Below are 21,283 nucleotides of genomic sequence, written 5' to 3' on the forward strand. Positions count from 1 at the left end.
GGAAAGACTGACACCCGCGGGCCGCGTCACGCGGCGGGCGCATCGGCCGGCGGCTTGCGCTGGCTGCGGAAAAGCAGGTGGGTCGTGGTCAGGTGAAAACGCATGGCGATATCCGCGCATCCCGGATCGCGCGCGCGCAACGCGGCGATGATCTGGCGATGGTGCTCCACACTGCGCAGCATGTCGTCATGCGTGTAGAAGTAGAACGAGCCGATGATGATCGGCATGTCCAGCAGGTTTTCCACCATCGTCCGCACGCGCGCGGATTGCGCCGCATCCAGCAAGGCATGGTGGAAGAGGTTGTTGCAGTGCTGGACCCGCGCCACGCGGTCGGTGTCGTCGGAAAGGATGGCCTCCAGCATGCGCTGGTTGATCTGCTCCAGTTGGTCGATCTGTTCAGGCGTGGCGCGTTCCGCGGCGCTGCGCGCGGCATAGGGTTCCAGCAGCAGGCGCAGTTCGAACGCCTCGTTGATGTCGCGGTCCACCCAACCCAGCACCACCGCGCCGCGGTGGCCTTCGCGCTTGACCAGGCCGTCGGTGATCAGCCGGTCGATGGCGCTGCGCACCGGCGTGCGGCTGACGGAAAGCTCGGCCGCGATATGCTCTTCGCGCAAGCGCTCGCCAGGCAGGAACACGCCGGACATCAGCCGTCGGCGGAGTTCCCCATAGACTAGGTCGCGGGCGCTGGTCATGGTGGCGCAGGATTCCTGAGGGCGCAAAGAGATCCAGACTATACCCGAAGGGGGTAGGCCAAATCACCCGTGCATCCGCACGTCACGGGGCGACACGCCGAACAGGCGCTTGAACGCAGTGGCGAAATTCGCCGCGCTGGAATAACCCGCCAGCGCGGCGGCCTGGGCCACGCTGACGCCCTGGCCCTGCAGCGCGCGCTGGGCGGCTCGCAGCCGCTGTTCGCGCAGGTATTCGACGGCGGACGATCCGGTCAACGCCTGGAAGCCCTGTTGCAGCGCTCGCACGCCCAGGCCCGTCTGCGCGGCCAGGTCGGCCAGGCTGCAAGGGCCGGTTAAGGTGCCGGCGTCGATGCGGGCGCGCAGCTCCAGCAGGCGCTTGGCGTGCCGCGGTTCGATGCGGCTGGCCGGCGTGCTTGCCGCGTCGCCCGCTGCGGCCAGCGCCACATGACGCAGCCCTTCGCCCAGCAATGCCAGGCAGCGGGATTCCAGCATCAGCCGGTCCACGCCGTCCTCGTGGGCGGGCGGCCGCGCGATCCGTTGCGCCAGCGTGACGCCGCGCGGCGTCAGTGTCCACGCATGCAGGGCCAGATGGGTTTGCAGAAAGGCCTGGATGGCCGAGGTGTCGACGTTGCTGGGGGCTGATCCGTCGGGGATCAAGCCGCCGTCCTGCAGCCATTGCGGCGCCACCGTCAGCGTGATGGAGCGTTCGCGGTGGTTGCGTGCTGCCCGGCGCATGAAACTGGCCGGTCCGGTCAGCATCAGCAGGCGCGCCTGCAGGCCTTCGCCGGGCGCAGGCCCTTTCAGATGCAGGTGGTGATGGCCGAATTCGAGTTCGACGTCGCCTTTCTCCAGCACGATCAGTTTCAGGCCGGGCGTGAGCGTGGAGCGCACCACGTTATCGCCGCAGTCCCGCACGTCCGCACGCCGCAGCATCAGTCCGGGCCGCATCGTCAATATCTGGAAACTCCCTTCCAGCGGCGTCTTGGCCCCCGCGCCGTGGCGGGATTCGATGTCGTGCGATCCCCCCAGGTGCGTCCCCGCCGCCCGTAATTGGGCGGAAGAGATCCCGCCCGCCATATCCGCCCTTTTTCGCGGCCCCGCCATCCCTGCTCCAAAAGAAAAATGCCCCCACGCCGCGCACGCTATGCGTGCTTGCTGCCCCCCAAGGGGGCGTTTTTGTCTTGGGGCGGCCCTGCGACAAAAAACCTTCTCGCAAAGCATCTGGTGCGTTGCGCAAACATGCCGGCCTGAATTCCGTGGAATCATGGGCACGTTTTCCCAAATGACCATGAGAATCAGTACCATTATGACCCAAAGTCCCGCCGTCTTCGTCCTCCGCCGGCCCTGGATGATGATGGCCCTGGCCTGCGCCGGGATCGCTGGCGCTGCCCAGGCGCAAGCTGCCGAGCCGTCGGGCGAGTCTTCAGCAAGCCCCGTGCAGTCCCTTTCCCCTGTAGTAGTGACCGCCAGCGGCTACGATCAGTCCATCGCCGACGCGCCAGCCAGCATCACCGTGTTGACGCACGAAGACTTGGCCCGGCAGCCCTTCAATACCCTGCAGGATGCGTTGCGCAACGTCGAAGGCGTCAGCATCGTCGGGGCCAATGCCAACAAGCAGGACATTTCCATCCGCGGCATGCCGGGCAAGTACACCCTGATCCTGGTGGACGGCAAGCGGCAGGGGACGCGCGAAATGCTGAACCGTGAAGAGCTGGGCATGGTGCAGGCCAGCCAGATTCCGCCCTTGGCCGCCATCGAGCGGATCGAAGTGGTGCGCGGGCCGATGTCGTCGCTGTATGGATCCGACGCGATTGGCGGGGTGGTCAACATCATCACGCGCAAGGTGCCGCAGGCCTGGACGGGCTCGATCAACCTGGGCGCGACGTTGCAGCAGCACAGCGAACTGGGCAACAGCCGGCAGGCGGATTTCTACCTGGCCGGCCCCATCAAGGAAGAGAAGCTGGGGCTGCAGTTGTTCGGCAAGTCGAACCAGCGCACGGAAGCCGACGTGGTGGACGGTTCCTACGGCATCCGGGACCGCGGCCTGACGGCCCGCCTGACGCTGACGCCTACGAAAGACCAGGACATCCAGTTGGAAGCCGGGCAAGACGAATACAACCGCTATGGCACGGTAGGCAAGTCGCTGGCGGCGACCGAGACGGGCGATTATCGCTTGAAGAACCGGCACACGCACTATTCGATCTCGCATGAAGGTCGCTGGGACTTCGGCACGACCAACGTGTCGTTGCAGCGTGAAGAGGGCAAGGCCAGCAACACGATCGGGGACCAGGGCACCACTTCGTACCCGGATACGCGCCTGGTCAACACCACGCTGGACGCGACGTTGACGCTGCCCCTGCCCGACAACATGCTGAAGGTGGGCGGGCAGTACATCGACACGCGCCTGTACGGTACCGACAAGGAAGCTGCTTCCACCACGGCCGGCAACACCGTGTCCGGGCTAAGCACGCGATCCTGGGCCCTGTTCGGCGAGGACGAGTGGGCCGTCACCGACAACCTGTCGCTGACCGGCGGCGTGCGGCTGGACGACCACGAGCGCTATGGCCAGCATTGGAGCCCGCGCGGTTACGCGGTCTATCACCTGTCGCAGGCGTGGACGCTCAAGGGCGGCGTGTCGCGCGCCTTCCGCGCGCCGGAACTGCGCCAGAGTTCCGCGGACTACATCCAGGCGACCGGCGGAGCCGTCGGTGCGCCGCGAGGCAGCATTGCCGGCAATCCCGACCTGAAGCCCGAGACCAGCACCACCACGGAAATCGGCCTGCACTATCAGGGCGATGACCGCGTTGCCGCGGGCGTCACGCTGTTCAACAACGAGTTCAAAAACAAGATCTACAGCCAGTGCGTGACCGGGTGCGCGGGCTCGTCGGGTGCGACCTATGAATGGGGCAATATCGGGCGCGCCACGCTGCGCGGCGTCGAGACCAGCCTGACCTTGCCGCTGTCGCGCACGGTGACGCTGACCGGCAACTACACCTACACGCAATCCAAGCGCAAATCCGACGACGAAGTGGCCTATGACGGCACCTCGCTGCAAGGGCAACCGCTGGACCGCACGCCGCGCCACGTGCTGAACCTGCGTGCGGACTGGCGGGCGACGGATGCCCTGTCGCTGTACACGTCGGCGAACGTGCAAAGCGAGCAGTACTGGGCGAACTACCGCAACGTGTCGACGACGACGCGCCGCCGTCCCGGGGCCACCACGTTCGATCTGGGCGGCAGCTACGAGCTGAACAAGCACGTCACTTTCCGGCTGGCGGTGATGAACTTGACCGACAAGCGCGTGCCGGTGGACTACCGAACCCGTACGACCGGTCTGGATGGCAATTGGCAAGTTGATGAGGGTCGCCGGCTATGGCTGAACACATCCGTTTCGTTCTGACGGGGGCCGCTTTGGCGCTCGGCGTGGCCGCGTCCGCGAACGCGCAACCCGGGCACGCCCGGCCCATGGCGGCGCAGCCGCCAGAACTGGCGATCGGCGTATCGGCGCAGCAGGTACAGCGGTACGTGCTGGCCGCGCCAGACGGCGGGCCCGAGTACCGCGTGTCGGTCTGGGCACCGTCTGGCGGGAAGCCGCCGGCGGCCGGTTACCCGGTGGTCTACATGCTGGATGGCAACGCGGTGTTTGAAAGCCTGACGCGGACGGCGTCCGCCTTGCCGCCGGGGCAGTCGCTGCAAGCGGTGGTGGTGGGTATCGGCTATGAGGATGCCCAGCGCTTTAATGTGACGGCGCGTTCCTATGACTACACGCCGCCTTCTCCGGGCGCGGACGCGCCTCGCGGTTCGCCGCGCGACCCGGACGCGCAGGGCTGGGCGAAGCCGGGCGGCGGCGCCGACCGCTTCCTGGGCATCCTGCAGCAGCGCATCCAGCCGCTGGTGGAACGGCGCTACCGCGTCGATGCCGGCAACCGCACGCTGTACGGGCATTCCTATGGCGGCTTGTTCGCGTTGCATGTGGCGCTGAGCCGGCCGCAGGCGTTCCGGCACTACGTGGCGGCCAGCCCGTCGATCTGGTGGAATGGCCGCTTCATCCTGCAATCGCTGGCGCATCCCGCCGCCGTTCCTGGCGAGGACGTGGATGTGACGGTAATGGCAGGCGAGGAAGCGCAAGGCCGCGACGACCTGCCTGATAGCCCGGAAAGCGTGGTCCGTGCGCTGGGCGATATCCCGCGTGTGCGGGCCAGCCTGCGGGTATTTCCGGGCCTGGGCCACGGCGAAATGCTGCCCGCGTCATTGGCCGCGACGCTGCGCGGGTACGTGCGGTAGCGGCGGGCCTGCGCGCAGCGCCAGGGCGCTTTCAGACGGTGGCAGGAAACGTCACGGTGATGCCCACGCCGCGGCCGTCCAGCCCGGGTCCCCACTCGATCCGCGCGCCGTGCTTGGCGGCGATCTGCGCCACCAGCGACAGGCCGATGCCGCTGCCGCGTTCGACCGTGCCGGCCTTGCGGTAGAAGCGGTCGAACACGCGTTCGCGTTCGGCGGGCGCGATGCCTGGTCCGTTGTCGGCCACCGACAGTTGCGCGCCGCCGTCCGCTAGCGACACGCAGGACACGGCCACGCGGCCGCCCTCGGGGGTGTAGCGCAAGGCATTGTCCAGCAGGTTGCGCAGCAGCACGCCCAACGCATCGACGCCGCCCTCCACGGATGCGGGCCGGGCATCCAGGCTGATGCGCTGGTGCTTGCGGTGGGCGAGCGCTTCGTTGTCGCGCACGATCATTTCGGCCAACCGGTCGAGTGCGACTGATTCGGCGGGGCCTTCGCTCAGGGCTTCGGTGCGAGCCTGGTCCAGCAGTTGCTCGGCCAGGCGGGTGGTGCGGGTCGCGACGTCGCGCAGCTTGTGCACCGCCTGGTCGCGTGCGTGCGGGGTGTCACTGCGCACCGCCAATTCCGCGTAGGCGCTCAAGGCCGCCAGCGGCGTGCGCAATTCATGCGCCGCGTCGGCAAGAAAGCGCCGTTCCCGGTCCAGCGACGCGGACAGGCGTTCAAGCAGGCTATTGATGGATTGGATGAACGGTTGCAGTTCACCGGGCATCCCGGAGGTCGGCAAGGGGGTCAAGTCCATGGCCGGGCGGCTCAGGATGGCGTCGCGCGCGCGGTCCACCGGGCGGAAGGCCCGGCGCATGACCAGCCAGGTCATCCCGGTCAATATCAGGAAGAGCACGCTCAGGAACGCGAAACCGTTACGCATGCGCTCGGTCGTTTCCTTGCGCAGTTGCGCTTCCGACTTGGCGAACTGGACTTGTATGCGGCCGTCCCGGTCTGCCACCGCGTAGGCGCGCCAGCGTTCGCCGCCCAGCGTGACGTTCTGGAAGCCGTTTTGAAAATCGCTGATCAAGGGTTCATCAGGCGCCCAGGGCGATTGCACAAGCAGCCGCTTGTCGGCCAGCGACCACACCTGGAAGTTGAAGGACTCTCCGTCGAAGCGGTTGGAGTTGGGGAGTTCGAAGCGGTCTTCGCTGGAAGGCGCGGCCCGCAGCAGGCTGGCAGGCAGGGACAGCAGTGCTTTCTGGGCGGCGTCGCGCATGTCCCGGTCCAGCATGCCGGTCTCGGTGCGCGTCTGTTCGTTGTAGACCAACGCCAGCACCGTGAGCCAGGTGGCAAGCATCGCAAGCAGCAAAGTGACCGCGACTTGTTTGCGCAGCGTCTTCATGGCGCGCCGTCCGGCACGATGCGATATCCCAGGCCATGCTGGGTTTCGATCAGTCCGTCGCCCAGCTTGCGCCGCAACTGATGGATGTACACGGCCACGGTATTGCTTTCGATGGTGCCGCTACTGCCATAGACGGCGACTTCCAATTGATCGCGGCTGACGGTGTTGCCCATGCGTTGCATCAAGGCCAGCAGCGTGTGGTATTCGTGGGCGCTCAGATTCACCTCGTTGCCGCCTTGCGTCACCGTGCGGCGCGCAGGTTCCAGTACGACGTTCCGGCACCGCAACGCCGACACCACGCTGTTGCTGCTGCGCCGGAGCACCGCGCGCATCCGGGCCAGTAGTTCGTCCAGCTGGAATGGCTTCACCAGGTAGTCGTCGGCGCCGGCGTCCAGTCCCTGGATGCGGTCGCTCAGGCGGTCGCGCGCGGTGATGATCAGCACAGGCGTCGTGTCGAACCGGGCGCGCAGCGCCTTGAGCAATGTCAGGCCGCTGCCGTCGGGCAAGCCCAGGTCAAGCAGAACGGCTTGATAACCGTGGTCCACCAGCGCCAGGTGCGCTTCGGGCATGTCGTGCGCCCAGTCCACGTCGGCGCCGTCTTGAATCAGGCCCGCGCGCAAGGCATCGCCCAGCATGGGATCGTCTTCTACCAGCAGGATACGCAAGCAAGCTCCAGGGCCGTCTCCAGCAGTGCCGCCGGAGCCTTAAAGAATTATTAAAAGATGCTCAGGACAATGCAGGCCAAGCCCGGGGGCGGTCGCCCACGGCCATTGTCATAGAACGGAAGGAAGCCCTGATGCGGATGGGTATATTAGCAAGAGGCGTCTTCGCGGGCGCGGTTTTCAGTGCAGCTGGCGCCGCCTCTGCGCAAAGCACAAACTTCATCGGATTGGGGGTCGGAGCGGTCCCCGTTTATGAGGGTTCCCGCGAGTACCGGGCGCTGCCGGTTCCGCTGATCAACTATCAATCGGGCAATTTTTTCATCACGCCGCGCATGGGCTTGCCCGCGATGGGGCTGAAGACCTCGCTGGCTTCCGACCTGGACGCGGGCGTTTTCGTGGGGATGAGCCTGGGGCGCAAGGCCGATGACGCCGACCGCTTGAAGGGGCTGGACGACATCAAGTTTCACGGCGCCTACGGCGCTTATGTGGAGTGGCGTCCGGGCCGGTATTCGCTGGGCGCGGGCTACAAGCAGGCGGCGCGCAGCGGCTACGGCGGCACGTTGGAGCTGCGCGCATCGTACGCCGCGCTGATGACCGAGCAGCACACTGTGCAGGTCGGCGTCCGCACCGAATGGGCCAACAGCGACTACATGCAGACCTGGTTCGGCGTGACGCCGTCGCAGGCCGCACGCAGCCGCGAGGGCCTGTCGACCTATTCGCCGTCTTCAGGCTTCAAGTCGGCGGGCATCTACACGACGTGGTCGTACCGCATCAACCCCAGCTGGAGCACGGTGTCCACGATCGGCGTCAGTACCTTGCTGGGCGATGCGCGGGATAGCCCTCTGACGGAACGCAAGGCCAACGTGTTCGGCTCGGTGGGCGTGGCGTACCGCTTCTGACGCGAGGGGCAGATGAACGGCGGGGGATCGGGGCGGATCGGGGCAGATATTCGGGCGGAGCAGATACAATTTCCGCCAGAATTTCCGTCATCACGTCCTGAGGATCCGATCCCATGCCTGACTTTCCGCCCGAACCTCAAGCCGTCCACAGCCCGCCTACGCGTCACGCGATATTCATCGTCGCCACGCTGAACCCCGGCGCGGCCGCCGCCGAAACCGTCCGCGGCTGGTGCGCCGACGTGGCTACGCTGACGCGCACCGTCGGCACGCGTTCGCCGCAAGAGAACCTGTCGTGCGTCTGTGCATTCGGGTCCGACGCCTGGGACGCGCTGTTCGGCCAGCCGCGACCCGCGGCCCTGCATCCTTTCCGCGTGTTCGGCGAGGGCGCGCGCGTGGCCGTGTCCACGCCGGGCGATCTGCTGCTGCACATCCGCGCGGATTCCATGGACCTTTGTTTTGAATTGGCGACCTTGCTGGTCAACGGCCTGGGTGATGCAGTGACCGTGGTCGATGAAGTCCATGGCTTTCGCTACTTCGACCGGCGCGCCATCATCGGTTTTGTCGACGGCACTGAAAATCCCGAAGGGCGCGAGGCCGTCAATTTCACCGTGATCGGCGATGAAGACGCCGAATTCGCCGGCGGCAGCTACGTCCTGGTGCAGAAGTACCTGCACGACATGACGGGCTGGAACGCGCTGACCGTGGAGAACCAGGAAGGCATCATCGGCCGTCACAAGCTGTCGAACGTGGAGCTGGACGACGACATCAAGCCGGCCTCTTCGCATAGCGCCTTGACGACGCTGGAAGAGAACGGGCAGGAAGTGAAGATCCTTCGCGACAACATGCCGTTCGGCCGTGCGGGCGTGGGGGAGTTCGGCACGTACTTCATCGGTTACGCGCGTTCGCCCGCACCGATCGAGCAGATGCTAGAGAACATGTTCGTCGGCCGCCCGGCGGGCAATTACGACCGCCTGCTGGACTACAGCCGCGCGGTGACGGGCAGCCTGTTCTTCGTGCCGTCCGCCGAACTGCTGGAAGACCTGGAAACGCGTACTGCCACGGCTGAAGCGCCGCAGCAGGCGACGACGGCGACGACCTCTTCGATCGCTTGAACATCACGTCGGGTGCCTCTCCCGCACCCTGACGCTACCCGCCGACAGGGCTTCATCGGCGCCGACGCTCGTCGGCGCTGCCCACGACAGGCCGGGTAGTACGCCTGCATCAGGCATCTACGACTAAAGACCGATGCGCCCATACCTGTGTCTTGCTACCGTTCGCCCGGAGCAGTTCAGCGATTTGGGCTCTGGATTTCCGTTGGCTTTGCAAGACGGCACGAGCCGGGCGCCGGTGGCTGCTCGGCCGGTGCTGGCGCGGCTTCCTTTGCCAGCAAGCAGGAGATCACTATGCAGAAAATCAATCAATCGGATGCGTCGGACAAGGCAGTGGACGTTGCGGTCCAGCCCTTGACCCCGGCAGAGATCCAGCAGGTCAGCGGTGGCAACGGGCAAAATCGTTTCATGGGTGTGGGGCCATCGCCCGCCGCGCGGCCCGGCCAGGCGGCCGCGATGCCCGGCAGGACTATTCACCTCGCTTGATTCAGACAATGCGGACCGAAATGGTGCGCTAGAACAGGAGTTTCCATGGAAAGGACCGAACATCCGGCGTCTCTGGAGAGCGCCGCAGAAGAACAATTCCAGATGCTGAGCGAAAGCGAAATCCAGGATGTGAGCGGAGGTGGCGGTAGCGCCAAACCCAACATCATCATGAAGGTGTCAGGCGTTCCTGGGGCCCCGCCTGGACTTGGTACTGGTCGCCAGCACTACTTCAAATAATTTGAACCCGGGCTGCACCCTTGAATCGCGGCGGCTTGGCCGTCGCGGCTTTTTCTGATCGTCTTCGGCCTCGATCTGATGTCGCTCTATCGCAAACAGGCGCTTGCCGCGCAACGCTCCGTCGGTCTGGGCGATATCGTGCTGATCCGGCCCGTGTCGTTCGCCCTGGTCACGTTCGTGTTGGGTGGTTTCGTATTGGCGGTGTGCCTGTTCCTGGCGTTTGGCAGCTATACCAAGCGCGCCACCGTCAGCGGCCAGCTTGCGCCGGACACGGGTCTGCTCAAGCTCTACGTGCCGCAGGCCGGGGTGGTGCTGGAGCGTCCGGTCCACGAGGGCCAGCACGTCAATGCGGGAGACGTGTTGTACGTGGTGTCGGGCGACCAGCAAAGCGCACTGGGCGACACGCAAGAAGCCATCAGCGGGCAGATACGACAGCGCGAAGACAGCCTGCGCCTGGCCCGCCAGAAGACATTGCTGCTGCAGCAAAGCGAGCATGAGGCCCTGGCGGCCGGCATTGGCGGCTTGACGTCGCAATTGGCGGCGATAGACAGCCAGATCGCCGGCCAGCGCAGCCGGATCAAACTGGCCGAGGACAGCGCCCAGCGTTATCGGAATTTGATGGAAAAGGGCTATCTGTCGCCCGAAGAGTCCGACCAGAAGCGGGCCGAGCTGCTGGAGCAGCGCAACCAGTTGCAGGCCCTGCTGCGCGACCGAATCGGCATCGCCATGGACCTGTCCAACCGGAAAGCCACGCTGGCGGACCTGACCCTGCGCCAGCAGAACCAGCTGGCGCAGCTGGACCGCGACCTGGCCGGCGTGGCGGTGGACCTGACCCAGAGCGAAGCCAAGCGTCGCATCGTCGTCACGGCGCCGCAATCGGGCGTGCTGACCGCTGTGACGGCCGAGGTGGGGCAGGCGGTGGATACCCGGCGTCCGTTGGCCGCCATCGTGCCCGACGGCGCCAAGCTGCTGGTGGAGTTGCTTGCGCCCAGCCGCGCAGTGGGCTTCGTGGCGCCGGGCGATGCCGTGCTGATCCGCCTGGCCGCCTATCCGTACCAGACCTTCGGCCAGCAACGCGGGGTGGTTCAGACCGTGACGCGCAGCGCGTTGCCGGAAGGGCAGATGAACGACGGTGCCGCGGCGCAGGGCGATAAGGAATCGATGTACCGGATCACCGTGTCGCTGGAGACACCCGCGCGCGGGCCGCAGGGCCAAACGCTGGCATTGCGGCCCGGCATGCGGCTGGATGCGGATTTGCTTCAGCAGACGCGCCCCTTATACCAATGGGCATTCGATCCTGCCTACCGATTGTCGGGGAAATTGTGACCATGCTTGAACGCCTGACGCTGGGCGTCAAACGGCGGGTGCCCAGGCTCCTGCAAACCGAGGCCGCTGAATGCGGCCTGGCCTGCGTGGGCATGGTGGCCGGTTTTCATGGGCATCATCAAAGCCTGGCCAGCCTGCGCGGCCGCTTTCCGGTGTCGCTCAAAGGCGCCACGCTGGCGACGCTAATCCACGTGGCCGGCCAACTTGGGCTGGCATCCAGGCCGGTCAAGGCGGGCCTGGGCGCGCTCAGCAAACTGAAGTTGCCTTGCATCCTGCATTGGGAATTCAACCACTTCGTGGTGCTGACCGACATCAATGCGCGGTCGGCCACGCTGATCGATCCGGCCTCTGGTATCCGCAAATGCACCATCAGCGAGCTGTCGGCGTCATACACCGGCGTGGCGTTGGAGCTTTGGCCCACGCCGGACTTCGTGACGGCCAACGAAAACAAGCCGGTCCGGCTGCGCGAACTGACGGGGCGCGTCACGGGTCTGGGGGCGGCGTTCTCGCAAGTGATGCTGCTGGCGCTGGCGCTGGAAGTGCTGACGGTGGTTCAGCCGTTCTTTCTGCAATGGGTCGTGGACCACGTGTTGAACACTGGTGACCGCGACTTGCTGACCACGCTGGCGCTGGCCTTCGGCCTGCTGATGGTGATGCTGCAGCTGACGTCGGTTGCGCGTAGCTGGATGCTGATGTTCATGGGCACGACGCTGAACCTGCAATGGCGCAGCAATGTCTTCACGCACCTGCTCCGGCTACCGGTCAGCTATTTCGAAAAGCGACACCTGGGCGACATCGTGTCGCGCTTCGGCGCCATCGACACCATTCAGCGCACCGTCACCACGTCGTTCCTCGAGGCCCTGCTGGATGGCATTGTCATGGTGATCACGCTGGTGCTGATGTTCCTGTACAGCCCGCCGCTGGCGTGGATCGCCGTGGGCGCCATGACGCTGTACGGCTTGGCGCGCTGGTCGGGCTATGCGTCGCTGCGCTATGCCACCGAAGAGCACATCATCCATGCTGCGAAAGAGCAGTCGCACTTTCTGGAAACGGTGCGCGGGGTCAAGGCCATCAAGCTGTTCCAGCATCAGAACGACCGGCGTTCGCGTTGGCTGGCGTTGCTGGTCAACGAAATCAACGCGGATCTGCGCGTGCAGAAATGGGCGCTGTTCTTTCGGACCTTCAACGGCCTGCTGTTCGGGCTGTCGTCGATCGCGATTCTGTGGCTGGGGGCGCGGCTGGTGCTGGACGGCCAGTTCACCGTGGGCGCCTTGCTGGCATTCATCGTCTATAAAACCTTGTTCGACAAGCGCGTGGCGGCGCTGCTGGACAAGTTCGTGGAAGTGAAGATGCTGCGGCTGCAAGGCGAGCGCCTGGCCGACATCGTGCGCGAGGCGCCGGAGCCCATCGACGAGATGCCGCGGGCGGACGGCGCTGTGACGCGCTCGCCGGCCATCGAAGTGCGCAATCTGCGCTTTCGCTACAGCCCTCAAGAGCCGTATGTACTGGATGGCATCAGCCTGCGCATCGAGCCTGGTGAATCCGTCGCCATCACTGGGCCGTCCGGGGGTGGCAAGACGACCCTGATCAACATCCTGCTGGGTATCCTGACGCCGACCGAAGGCGAGGTGCTGGTCGATGGCGTGGCGGTGCGCGGGATGGGCGCGGCCGCCCTGCGCAGGATGGCCGGCACCGTGTTGCAGGACGACGTGCTGTTCGCCGGTTCCATCGGTGAGAACATCAGCTTCTTCGACCCCCAGTACGATCCCGACCGTGCCAGGGAGTGCGCGGAAATCGCCGCCATCCACGACGACATCTGCGCCATGCCAATGGGCTACAACACGTTGGTGGGCGACATGGGAACGGTGCTGTCCGGCGGGCAGAAGCAACGCGTGTTGCTTGCGCGCGCGCTGTACAAGCAGCCGGCGATGCTGTTCCTGGACGAGGCAACCAGCCATCTGGACATCACGCGGGAACGGGTGGTCAACATGGCCATCGCCCGCCTGAACATGACGCGGGTGATCGTGGCGCACCGGCCCGACACCATCGCCGCGGCGGGGCGGGAAATCGCGCTCGCAGGCGGCAAGATCGCCTCGGACGGCGGTGCGCTCAGGTCGGCTTGCCGAACACGCCGCCGCGCCGAGCCACAAGTGTCGCCTGTGTTCGATTAAGCACGCCCAGCGTGGCCAGGATGGCCGACACATGCGTCTTGACGGTCTTCTCCGTCATGTTCAGCCGTTCGGATATTTCCTTGTTGCGCAGGCCATCGCAGATCAGCCGCAAGACTTCGCTTTGCCGCGGCGTCAGGGTGCGCAACAGGGCGGCGTCATCAGGCGAACGCGGCGGCGTGCCTCCGGCATACGGCGTGCGAGGCGCATCCGCCGCATTGATCGCTTCCAGGGCGGCGGTCAGCGCCTGGCAACTGGCGGATTTGTTCAGGAACCCCCGCGCGCCGGCCTCCATGGCGCGGCGTTCGTCATCGGGATCCTGCGAGGCGGACAGCACCAGCACCCGCAGTTGCGCACGCCGCTGGCGCAGGCGCTTCAAGAGCTCCGCACCGGCCATGTCCGGCAGGTAGTAATCCATGATGACGTTGCCGATGTCGGCATGGCGGTCCAGGAGCGCCAGGGCCTCGTGGCCGCTGGCGGCGGGGTGCACCGCCAGCGTGGGCATGGCGTGCGCCAGCGCCATTACCAGCGCCTCGCGGAACATGGCGTGGTCGTCGATAAGCAGTACGGCGTTCATTCGACGTCTCCGTCCGAGGGTTTTTCTGCCGCGTCTTGCAGCAGGGCGGCCAGATCGGATCGTTGTATTCCTCGCGCAGGATGGGCCTGTACCGGGAGGACCCCCGGTTCGGAACGTGGGCGGATTTTAGACCGATTGCGCCGCGGCGGGGCGCAATTGCAGCACCGCGGTCAACACGGTTTTGCCCGGCGCGGACGAGATGTCCAGCGTCCCCTGCACGCGGGCGATGCGGGCGTACATGCTGCGCATGCCCACGCTGACACCGGCCTGCCGCACCGCCGCCACGTCGAAGCCGGCGCCGTCGTCTTCGATCCGCAGCTGCAGCTGGTCGGGCTGCGGCTGCTGCAGTTGCAGCCGCACGCGGCGCGCACGGCTGTGCTTGACCACATTGGTCAGGGCTTCCTCCACCAGCCGGGTCAGCGCCAGGCATTGCAAGGGGGAGGGAGGCGTGGTCCATTGCGGCGGAAATTGCCAGCTGGAATCCAGGTCCAGTTCGTCGAACAACTGCACGAAGCGGTGGCGCAGCGGGGCAGCCCACTCTGGAGGCGTCTCCGGGACTTTGACGCCCGCGCTGGAGCCGCTGTCGATCGTTTGGCGCAGGTCGTCGCGCAGCAGTTTCAGCATGGACAGGAATTGCTGGCCCTGCAGCGGGGCCTTGGCCTGTTCCACCATGGCCATCATGCGCACCAGCGATCCGCCCAGCCCGTCATGCAGGTCGTGCGCGATCTGCAAGCGTTCCTGCAGGCGGGTGTTGCTCATTGCCAGCGCGTGCTCGCGCTCCAGGGTGGTGGCCAATTCCGTACGCGCCTCTGCGATGCTGTCGGCCAGCTCGTGGTTGAAGCGTTCAATGCGGCGCACGTTGCGCGCATGGCGCAATCCCAGGATCGCGGACATGCAGAGGGTAACGGCGATGCTGGAGAACGAGGTGTAGGTCGGGCCGGGACCGACCAGTTTCATCAGCCGCAGCAGATCGTGGATGATGACCACGAAGATGATCAGCAGGCAGGCCGCCAGCATGCGTTGTTCGGGTCGCCGGGTACGCCATGCATGCGCGCAGAACTGCAGGCAATTAGCGAGGAAAATTCCGGCGCTACCCAATACGGCGGCGCGCTGCGCTTGGGGCAACGCGGTATCCGGCGTGATCGCCAGCATGGCCAGCATCGCGGCCGTGACTGCCCACAGCACGCGTTCGGTGCGCGGCAGAAACCGTTCGCTGAAACGCCAGGTGAACAGGCAGAAGCACGCCGTATACAGCACCAGCGCCATGGAATTGGCCCGGGCCGCCATCAACGTGGTGGCGAACGGCCAGGGGCTGGTCGCCAGCACGTTGGCGACGAACAGCACCCAGAACAGAGCCATAAGCGCGTACCAGCCGTAGGTGGTCTGTTCGCGGCGGACGATCCAGATGCAGAAGAACAGGGCGCCCAAGACGGCTGAGATGATCAGGTTCAGGACGTAAAGGGTGCGGTTGTTCCACCACAGGTCTTCCTGCAGCGCCTGCATGGCCTGCGCGGCGCCCAGGTGCACCGGACCCAGGCCGGGCGTCTGCTGCGACACGCCGACCACGCGGAGCCAGAGGGTGTTCACGCCGTCACGCAGCAGGGCTTCGGGCAGGCGCCAGTAGCGCGGCAGGTTCCAGCTGCGCGACAGGGGTTCGGTCAGGTGCGCATCGCGCCAGATCAGTTCGTCGTTGATGAAGACTTCGCCGGCCATGACCACGGATTCCAGCGTCAGGCCCACCGGTCCGCTTTGGCCATCCGGGCATTGGCGTTGCCAGTCGATGCGGTACCAGACCGTGCCGCTGTAGTCCGGCCATCGCTTGCTCCAGTCGTCGGGCAGCGTGACCGGCTGCCAGGGCGACGCGCCAGGCCGGCTGCCGTCGGCCGCGCCCTGGGCGGCTGTGATGGACAGCAATTGGACCGTGCAGGCGGCAGGGGTCGCAGGCGCGGAGAGCGCCGGTGCCGCCAACAGCGCCAGCCAGCACGCAAACAGCCATCTCAGGCCAGCAAGCCTCGCGAGCGCGCGGCATGGACCGCCCGCGTGCGCGAGGAGACGGCCAGTTTGCGGTAGATGTGCTTGATGTGGCATTCGACGGTGTAGCGCGACAGGAACAACTGCTCGGCGATTTCGCGATTGGCAAGCCCTTCGGCCACCAGGCGAAGGATCTGGCTTTCGCGGGGGCTTAGTATCTCACCGCTTGCCGTGTCGGGTTGCTCCGTGGGCCGGGGGCGCAGTTCGTCGATGATGCGGCGGGCCACAAAGGGGTCGATCGGCGCGCCGCCACGCAGCACGCTGCGCAACGACAGCGAGACCTCCAGGTCGTCGCGTTCCTTCAGCACATAGCCCGTGGCGCCGGCCCGCAGGGCAGCCAGGATCGCATCTTCCGTGCACCAGGCGGAAATCACCAGGATGGCCAGGCCGGGATCGGCCGCGTGCATCTCGGCGATCAGATCGATGCCGCTGCCGTCCGGCAGGCCCAGGTCCACCAGCGCCAGGGCGACCGGCTGGTTGGCCAGACAGGCGCGCGCCTCGGCCAAGGATCCGGCATGCACCAGCGCGTCGGGCTGATAGCCCAGTTGCAGCAGCAGGCCCTCCAGCCGCCGGCGGACCAGCGGTTCGTCTTCCACCAGCAGCACCGGGGCGGGCAGGGTGAGCTCGGGAGTTTGCAGGGTGGCGGACATAGGTGCGGGGGGAGGGAAGACCGGGAAAGGCAGGATTGCCCGATTCTAATTGTGAGGGGGCGGGTGCCAGGGCGGCTATCCCTGGAAACAGGTAATTGACGAAAATTCAAGGGTTTACCCCTAAAGTCCCGACCGGGCATGCCGTAAGTCCATGGTGGCTGCCGGTTTTCGCCAGCGGGCCGCAGACCCGTGTCCTCCGATATGGGAAATGGCTGAAAAAAGGCAGGCATGAAAATTACCTCGTTGCGCAACCGTATCCTGTTGATTACTTGCTTTACCGTTGTGGGTGCCCTGGTCCTCTCCGGGATCACCACCTACCAGATCGTCCGCAGCAACATGATGGCGACGATCTCGGGCAACCTGGATGCCATTGCCGCCGGCAATGCCAGCGCCATCGAACGCTGGTCCGAGGACAAGGCCCAGGCGGTCGTCGCCACCGCGGCCGTGGTGGAAAAGGGCGATCCGCGCGGCCTGACCAAATTGATGGGCGAAACGAACGGCTTCCCCATTTCCACCATCGGCTGGTCGGACAAGACCTTTTTCTCGACCACGCAGGTGGCAGCTGACTATGACCCCACGGCGCGCCCCTGGTACAAGAGCGCGGTGGCGGCGGGCAAGCTGACGGTCACCAAACCCTATGGCGACTCGGGCACCGGCAAGCTCTACGTGGCGTTCACCACGCCGATGATCCGCGGCGGCCAGACGACGGGCGTACTGAGCGGCGCGGTGCCGCTGGACGGCATCCAGAGCATCATCCGCGCAATCCGTCCCACACCGTCCAGCCTGGCCTTCGTGGTGGCGACCGACGGGCAGGTCATTGCGCACGTGAACGACAAGCTGGCGCTCAAACCGTCCACCGACGTGGCGCCTGAACTGACGCCTGCCGCGCTGTCGGCCATGTCGCGCGACGGCGCCGAGCCCCTTGCGGTCAACCTGGACGGGGTGCCGAAGCTGCTGAAGGTCCGCCGCATTCCGGGCACGGACTGGTCGCTGGCGATCGCGCTGGACAGCGCCGAGGCCACCGCCGGCCTGACGCAGGTGCTCAACGCCACGCTGATCTCGCTGGTGGTGCTGACGCTGTTGGCAGTCGGGATCGCCAGCGTGGTGACCTCCCGCGCCTTCAAGCGCCTGTCGGCCGTGCGCGACGCGATGGACACCATCGGTTCGGGCGACGGCGACATGACGCATCGCCTGGAGGTTGTGGGCCATGACGAAGTGGCGCAGATCTCGTCGTCGTTCAACGCGTTTGTCGACAAAATAAGCACCGTGATGCTGGATGTACGCACCGGCGTGCATTCGATGTCGGCTGCAACTCGCGAAATCGACATGGGCAACCGCGATCTCTCGCAGCGCACCGAGACCTCGGCGGGCTCCTTGCAGGAAACCTCGTCGGCGCTCACGCAACTGACTTCCAGCGTGCGTCAGACGGAAGAGGCCGCGGAACACGCCACACGCCTGGCCACGGAAGCCAGTTCGGCGGCCGAGCGCGGCGGGCTGGTTGTCACCGACGCGGTGACGACGATGAGCGCGATTTCGCAGTCGTCGCAGCGCATCACGGAAATCATCAGCGTGATCGACGGCATCGCCTTCCAGACCAACATCCTGGCACTGAACGCGGCCGTGGAAGCGGCGCGTGCCGGCGAGCAAGGCCGCGGCTTTGCCGTGGTGGCAGGCGAAGTCCGCACCCTGGCGCAACGCAGCGCGGCGTCGGCGCAGGAAATCCGGACCCTGATCCAGGCCTCGGTCGAGAACGTCAAGAGCGGCACCGAACGCGTGCAGGCCGCCGGTTCGACCATGAGCGAGATCGTTGAAGGCATTTCGCGCGTGCAGCGCCTGGTGACCGAGATCCACGGCGCGATGACCGAGCAAAGCGTCGGCATCAGCCAGATCGACCGCAGCGTGGCGGACATGGACCAGGCAACGCAGCAGAATGCCGCGCTGGTCGAAGAGTCCGCGGCGGCCTCGGCCATGCTCAGCGATCAGGCGCGCGTACTGGCCGATACGGTGGCGCTGTTCAAGCTGCGGGGCGACGCCCACGGCTCGGCGCCTCGGATGCTGGCCTTGCCGCAGGCCGCACCGGCCTACTGAGGCCGGCCCTCGGCGCCCCTCTCGGCCCGCCTTGGCAAGCGGGCGGGAGTTGCCTGTCAGCCCGGTTGGCCGCAGAATCTGCGAAGCCCAAGGACTGAACAGAGGACCCATGATGGTTGAGCACGCCGCGCCCGCACCAGAAAGTTGCCTGATCCCTACCGCACAGGGGCGGATCCACGCCCGACAATGGCCGGGCGGGACCGACGCGCAGGCTGGCGCGCCCATCGTCCTGCTGCACGACTCGCTGGGATGCGTGGACCTGTGGCGCGATTTCCCGGCCAAGCTTGCCCAGGCCACGGGGCGGGCGGTCATCGCCTACGACCGGTTGGGTTTCGGCCAGTCGGACCCGCACCCCGGCCGCCTGCAGGCGGATTTTGTCGGCAATGAGGCGAGCGACGCCTTCGCTGCGCTGGCGGCGCATTTCAAGTTGACCGTCTTCATCGCATTCGGCCATAGCGTCGGGGGCGGAATGGCCGTTTCGATCGCCGCGGCTTATCCCGGACGCTGTATCGGCGTCATCACCGAATCCGCCCAGGAATTCGTCGAAGACCGCACCCTGGAAGGCATCCGCGTGGCCGGCGAGCAATTCAAGGATCCGGCGCAACTGGACCGCTTGAAGCGCTATCACGGCGAGAAGGCGAAATGGGTGCTGGACGCCTGGGTCCAGACCTGGCAATCGCCCGAATTCGCCGACTGGAACCTGGACGCGCTCTTGCCTCAAGTCACCGTGCCGCTTCTGGCCATCCATGGCGAAAACGACGAGTACGGATCCATGCGCCACCCCGAAAAACTGGTGGCGCTGGCCGGAGGCCCGGCAGACATGCTGCCCATGCCTGGCTGCGGCCACGTGCCGCACCGCGAGCGCGAAGACGCGGTGCTGGACGCGGTGCGGAGGTTCCTGGATCAGCGGGGCGTTTGAATCGGCTTTTCCGACAGCCTCAGCCTGTCCGCTCCATGCAAAAGATGTCGTCGGTCCGAAGTTCCCATCGGGCAATGGCTGTGGGCCATTAATTTTTCGCGCCCCGTGCCGTTACAACTCAAAGAGACCTCGAAAAGACTCGGGCAGGCACTGCCCACGCGTATGGATGACATTGCCCATGACCACCATCAGCTCGTCGGGAACTGTGCAGAGCCTCGTCGCGCTCAGCACGCCCATCTCCAATTCGCGTAATGCGAACACCGCCGCGCCCGCCGAGGCGCCAGGATCGTCGGCGGTGGTGCAACTGCGCCAAGGCCCAGCCGATAACCTGGTCACGACGTACACGGAAACGGGTGCCGTTACCGATGGGATCTCGGCACTGATGAGTCGGAACGTGGGCACGCGCGGGTTGGCCGGGCCATTTACCGACGTGGGAGCGGCGTTGCTGAACCGTTTCCGGACGGACGGCGCAAGCCTGTCCTTATGGGTCCCGGCCGCTCAGACCATTGGGGCGCCGGATGGCGTAACTGACACGACGTCCCAAGCCGAATTGCGCGCCGACAACACCGTTTCCTTGCGCATCGCCACCGCCAGCGGCGTCAAGGTCGAGGTCACGCTGGAGCGGGGCGCCCAGGGCATGGCCGTGCAGATTGAAGTGGCTGACGGAGAGCTGAACGAAGACGAGCGCAAGGCGATCGCGGGTTTGTCGGGCGCCTTCCAGGATGCACTGGACGGCTTGGCGGAAGATCCCCCGCGCTGGTCGCTGGCTCGCTTGGCCAATGCAAGCTCACCGCTGTTGTCGTCGGTGAGCCTGCGCGAAACCCGCCAGGTCGACGGCGCAGTGGTGCAAACGATCGACTTCGAGGCGGACAGCACGCAGCGGACGATGACCGTGTCTGGACTGACGGGCGTCGTCAAGGTGGCGGTCGACCTGACGAAGCCGGTGACGCTCGGCTCGGCCGAACAGCAATCGGCGGCAGTCAGCAAGTATCTGCAGCAATTCGACCGTGCCCAGCGTCGGGGAGAGGGCGACGAAGCGCTGACGGCCACGTTCAAGGATATGTTCGCGGCAATGCACGGAAGTTACGGCGCGGCGCAGGTTCCTGCGGCGGCTTCGAATGGAACCACCTTCCGCATGCCGGCGGCCGATGCGCATCGCAGCCTGCTGTCCGGTTTGGCGGATTTCTCGGCGTCGATCGAACAAGTACGCCAGGCCAGCAATCCGGCACAACCCAAAGAAATGGACGGATATTCGTTCCAGACATCGCAAAGCAGCACCGTCTCGGGTCAAGCCCGTTGGGATCTTGCTGTCTCGCAAGAGCAGCAGAGCACGCTTACCGCCAGCTTTCACCGGGCGCTTACACCGGACATGACCTTGGCACTGACCAAGGATAAGGAATCGCAGAACTATCGGTATTACGAGATCCACGATACCACCCGGAATACCACGGATCTGGCTTATGAGAATGGGCTGCTGAAGTCGGCGTCGTTGAGCGAGTCGCGTAGCCAGAGCACGCAGGTCACGATGTACATCAAGGGCAAGCGGATGGATCAGTCCCTGACGCCGGTGTCGGATTCCCACAAGCGGGATTTGCTGTCGCTGGTGCAGGCCGCGAAGCTGGAAGAAGATCCGGACGATATGCTGACGCCGCGCGATCAGGCTGAAGAGATCCTGCGCCGCAAGTACCTGGACTTGGCGCGATCGGTCGCCGACTTGCGTCAGAACTGATCCCGCGTCCTGATCGTACGCCGCAGTTTTCCATTGGGGGGC

The 21,283-nt window shown here is 65.7% G+C and carries 18 protein-coding genes; 11 read left to right on the top strand and 7 right to left on the bottom strand.

What is annotated here, in order from left to right:
• Nucleotides 1-26: 26 nt before the first annotated feature.
• Entirely contained in the window at nt 27-692 is a 666-nt protein-coding gene (locus AC27VE_RS13215; RefSeq protein ID WP_424625045.1) for a GntR family transcriptional regulator, read from the bottom strand.
• Between the two features lie 63 nt (nt 693-755).
• Complete coding sequence (locus AC27VE_RS13220; protein WP_488704090.1) at nt 756-1,769, bottom strand: helix-turn-helix transcriptional regulator; 1,014 nt, start codon at nt 1,767-1,769, stop codon at nt 756-758.
• A 229-nt stretch (nt 1,770-1,998) separates the two neighbouring features.
• Here AC27VE_RS13220 and AC27VE_RS13225 point away from each other — a divergent pair, with 229 nt between their 5' ends.
• Together AC27VE_RS13225 and AC27VE_RS13230 are read left to right on the top strand one after the other, a co-directional pair.
• A complete protein-coding gene (locus AC27VE_RS13225; RefSeq protein WP_488704091.1) occupies nt 1,999-4,092 on the top strand; it encodes a TonB-dependent receptor domain-containing protein in 2,094 nt (697 codons plus the stop codon).
• The gene (locus AC27VE_RS13230) at nt 4,065-4,976 is read left to right on the top strand and encodes an alpha/beta hydrolase (RefSeq protein ID WP_488704092.1); all 912 of its coding nucleotides are present in this window, start codon (nt 4,065-4,067) and stop codon (nt 4,974-4,976) included. The genes AC27VE_RS13225 and AC27VE_RS13230 overlap by 28 nt, the downstream gene beginning before the upstream one ends.
• A 31-nt stretch (nt 4,977-5,007) precedes the next feature.
• Here the strand turns inward: AC27VE_RS13230 and AC27VE_RS13235 are convergent, their stop codons facing one another.
• A complete protein-coding gene (locus AC27VE_RS13235) occupies nt 5,008-6,360 on the bottom strand; it encodes an ATP-binding protein (RefSeq protein WP_488704093.1) in 1,353 nt (450 codons plus the stop codon).
• Nucleotides 6,357-7,025, bottom strand: coding sequence for a response regulator transcription factor (locus AC27VE_RS13240; protein WP_006226543.1), 669 nt, complete (start codon nt 7,023-7,025; stop codon nt 6,357-6,359). Before AC27VE_RS13240 ends, AC27VE_RS13235 begins: the two co-directional genes overlap by 4 nt.
• A 131-nt stretch (nt 7,026-7,156) precedes the next feature.
• Between AC27VE_RS13240 and AC27VE_RS13245 the strand changes: the two genes are divergently transcribed.
• From AC27VE_RS13245 to AC27VE_RS13270, 6 genes are all read left to right on the top strand, one after another.
• On the top strand, nt 7,157-7,921 hold the full coding sequence (locus AC27VE_RS13245) for a MipA/OmpV family protein (RefSeq protein ID WP_427959993.1): 765 nt from the start codon (nt 7,157-7,159) through the stop codon (nt 7,919-7,921).
• 113 nt (nt 7,922-8,034) lie between these two features.
• Nucleotides 8,035-9,033, top strand: coding sequence for a Dyp-type peroxidase (locus tag AC27VE_RS13250; RefSeq protein WP_488704094.1), 999 nt, complete (start codon nt 8,035-8,037; stop codon nt 9,031-9,033).
• A 291-nt stretch (nt 9,034-9,324) separates the two neighbouring features.
• On the top strand, nt 9,325-9,516 hold the full coding sequence (locus AC27VE_RS13255) for a hypothetical protein (protein WP_488704095.1): 192 nt from the start codon (nt 9,325-9,327) through the stop codon (nt 9,514-9,516).
• Nucleotides 9,517-9,561: 45 nt separating this feature from the next.
• A complete protein-coding gene (locus AC27VE_RS13260) occupies nt 9,562-9,753 on the top strand; it encodes a hypothetical protein (RefSeq protein WP_488704096.1) in 192 nt (63 codons plus the stop codon).
• Between the two features lie 78 nt (nt 9,754-9,831).
• Nucleotides 9,832-11,079, top strand: a complete 1,248-nt coding sequence (locus AC27VE_RS13265) for an HlyD family secretion protein (protein ID WP_488704097.1) — start codon at nt 9,832-9,834, stop codon at nt 11,077-11,079.
• On the top strand, nt 11,076-13,250 hold the full coding sequence (locus AC27VE_RS13270; protein ID WP_192816742.1) for a peptidase domain-containing ABC transporter: 2,175 nt from the start codon (nt 11,076-11,078) through the stop codon (nt 13,248-13,250). Before AC27VE_RS13265 ends, AC27VE_RS13270 begins: the two co-directional genes overlap by 4 nt.
• Here the strand turns inward: AC27VE_RS13270 and AC27VE_RS13275 are convergent.
• The 3 genes from AC27VE_RS13275 to AC27VE_RS13285 all read right to left on the bottom strand — a co-directional run bounded on the left by AC27VE_RS13275 (nt 13,189) and on the right by AC27VE_RS13285 (nt 16,505).
• Nucleotides 13,189-13,824: a response regulator gene (locus tag AC27VE_RS13275; protein ID WP_488704098.1), complete on the bottom strand. Its 636-nt coding sequence runs from the start codon at nt 13,822-13,824 to the stop codon at nt 13,189-13,191. The two genes, AC27VE_RS13270 and AC27VE_RS13275, sit on opposite strands and share 62 nt — an antisense overlap.
• A 126-nt stretch (nt 13,825-13,950) precedes the next feature.
• Nucleotides 13,951-15,738, bottom strand: a complete 1,788-nt coding sequence (locus tag AC27VE_RS13280) for a sensor histidine kinase (protein WP_488704099.1) — start codon at nt 15,736-15,738, stop codon at nt 13,951-13,953.
• Nucleotides 15,739-15,821: 83 nt separating this feature from the next.
• Complete coding sequence (locus tag AC27VE_RS13285; RefSeq protein WP_006226533.1) at nt 15,822-16,505, bottom strand: LuxR C-terminal-related transcriptional regulator; 684 nt, start codon at nt 16,503-16,505, stop codon at nt 15,822-15,824.
• A 228-nt stretch (nt 16,506-16,733) separates the two neighbouring features.
• Here AC27VE_RS13285 and AC27VE_RS13290 point away from each other — a divergent pair, with 228 nt between their 5' ends.
• The 3 genes from AC27VE_RS13290 (at nt 16,734) to AC27VE_RS13300 (ending at nt 21,241) form a co-directional block, all read left to right on the top strand.
• Nucleotides 16,734-18,593, top strand: a complete 1,860-nt coding sequence (locus AC27VE_RS13290; RefSeq protein WP_006226532.1) for a methyl-accepting chemotaxis protein — start codon at nt 16,734-16,736, stop codon at nt 18,591-18,593.
• A gap of 109 nt (nt 18,594-18,702) precedes the next feature.
• Nucleotides 18,703-19,512, top strand: a complete 810-nt coding sequence (locus tag AC27VE_RS13295; RefSeq protein WP_488704100.1) for an alpha/beta fold hydrolase — start codon at nt 18,703-18,705, stop codon at nt 19,510-19,512.
• A gap of 178 nt (nt 19,513-19,690) precedes the next feature.
• On the top strand, nt 19,691-21,241 hold the full coding sequence (locus AC27VE_RS13300; RefSeq protein ID WP_488704101.1) for a hypothetical protein: 1,551 nt from the start codon (nt 19,691-19,693) through the stop codon (nt 21,239-21,241).
• The last annotated feature ends 42 nt before the right edge of the window (nt 21,242-21,283 follow it).

The sequence above is a fragment of the Achromobacter sp. 18P8.1.1 genome (assembly GCF_057799415.1).

What these genes read in the sequence shown, in the direction of transcription:
- AC27VE_RS13215 (WP_424625045.1), bottom strand. Translation starts at nt 692, where the DNA reads ATGACCAGCGCCCGCGACCTAGTCTATGGGGAACTCCGCCGACGGCTG.
- AC27VE_RS13220 (WP_488704090.1), bottom strand. Translation starts at nt 1,769, where the DNA reads ATGGCGGGCGGGATCTCTTCCGCCCAATTACGGGCGGCGGGGACGCAC.
- AC27VE_RS13225 (WP_488704091.1), top strand. Translation starts at nt 1,999, where the DNA reads ATGACCCAAAGTCCCGCCGTCTTCGTCCTCCGCCGGCCCTGGATGATG.
- AC27VE_RS13230 (WP_488704092.1), top strand. Translation starts at nt 4,065, where the DNA reads ATGGCTGAACACATCCGTTTCGTTCTGACGGGGGCCGCTTTGGCGCTC.
- AC27VE_RS13235 (WP_488704093.1), bottom strand. Translation starts at nt 6,360, where the DNA reads ATGAAGACGCTGCGCAAACAAGTCGCGGTCACTTTGCTGCTTGCGATG.
- AC27VE_RS13245 (WP_427959993.1), top strand. Translation starts at nt 7,157, where the DNA reads ATGCGGATGGGTATATTAGCAAGAGGCGTCTTCGCGGGCGCGGTTTTC.
- AC27VE_RS13250 (WP_488704094.1), top strand. Translation starts at nt 8,035, where the DNA reads ATGCCTGACTTTCCGCCCGAACCTCAAGCCGTCCACAGCCCGCCTACG.
- AC27VE_RS13255 (WP_488704095.1), top strand. Translation starts at nt 9,325, where the DNA reads ATGCAGAAAATCAATCAATCGGATGCGTCGGACAAGGCAGTGGACGTT.
- AC27VE_RS13260 (WP_488704096.1), top strand. Translation starts at nt 9,562, where the DNA reads ATGGAAAGGACCGAACATCCGGCGTCTCTGGAGAGCGCCGCAGAAGAA.
- AC27VE_RS13265 (WP_488704097.1), top strand. Translation starts at nt 9,832, where the DNA reads ATGTCGCTCTATCGCAAACAGGCGCTTGCCGCGCAACGCTCCGTCGGT.
- AC27VE_RS13275 (WP_488704098.1), bottom strand. Translation starts at nt 13,824, where the DNA reads ATGAACGCCGTACTGCTTATCGACGACCACGCCATGTTCCGCGAGGCG.
- AC27VE_RS13285 (WP_006226533.1), bottom strand. Translation starts at nt 16,505, where the DNA reads ATGTCCGCCACCCTGCAAACTCCCGAGCTCACCCTGCCCGCCCCGGTG.
- AC27VE_RS13290 (WP_006226532.1), top strand. Translation starts at nt 16,734, where the DNA reads ATGAAAATTACCTCGTTGCGCAACCGTATCCTGTTGATTACTTGCTTT.
- AC27VE_RS13295 (WP_488704100.1), top strand. Translation starts at nt 18,703, where the DNA reads ATGATGGTTGAGCACGCCGCGCCCGCACCAGAAAGTTGCCTGATCCCT.
- AC27VE_RS13300 (WP_488704101.1), top strand. Translation starts at nt 19,691, where the DNA reads ATGACCACCATCAGCTCGTCGGGAACTGTGCAGAGCCTCGTCGCGCTC.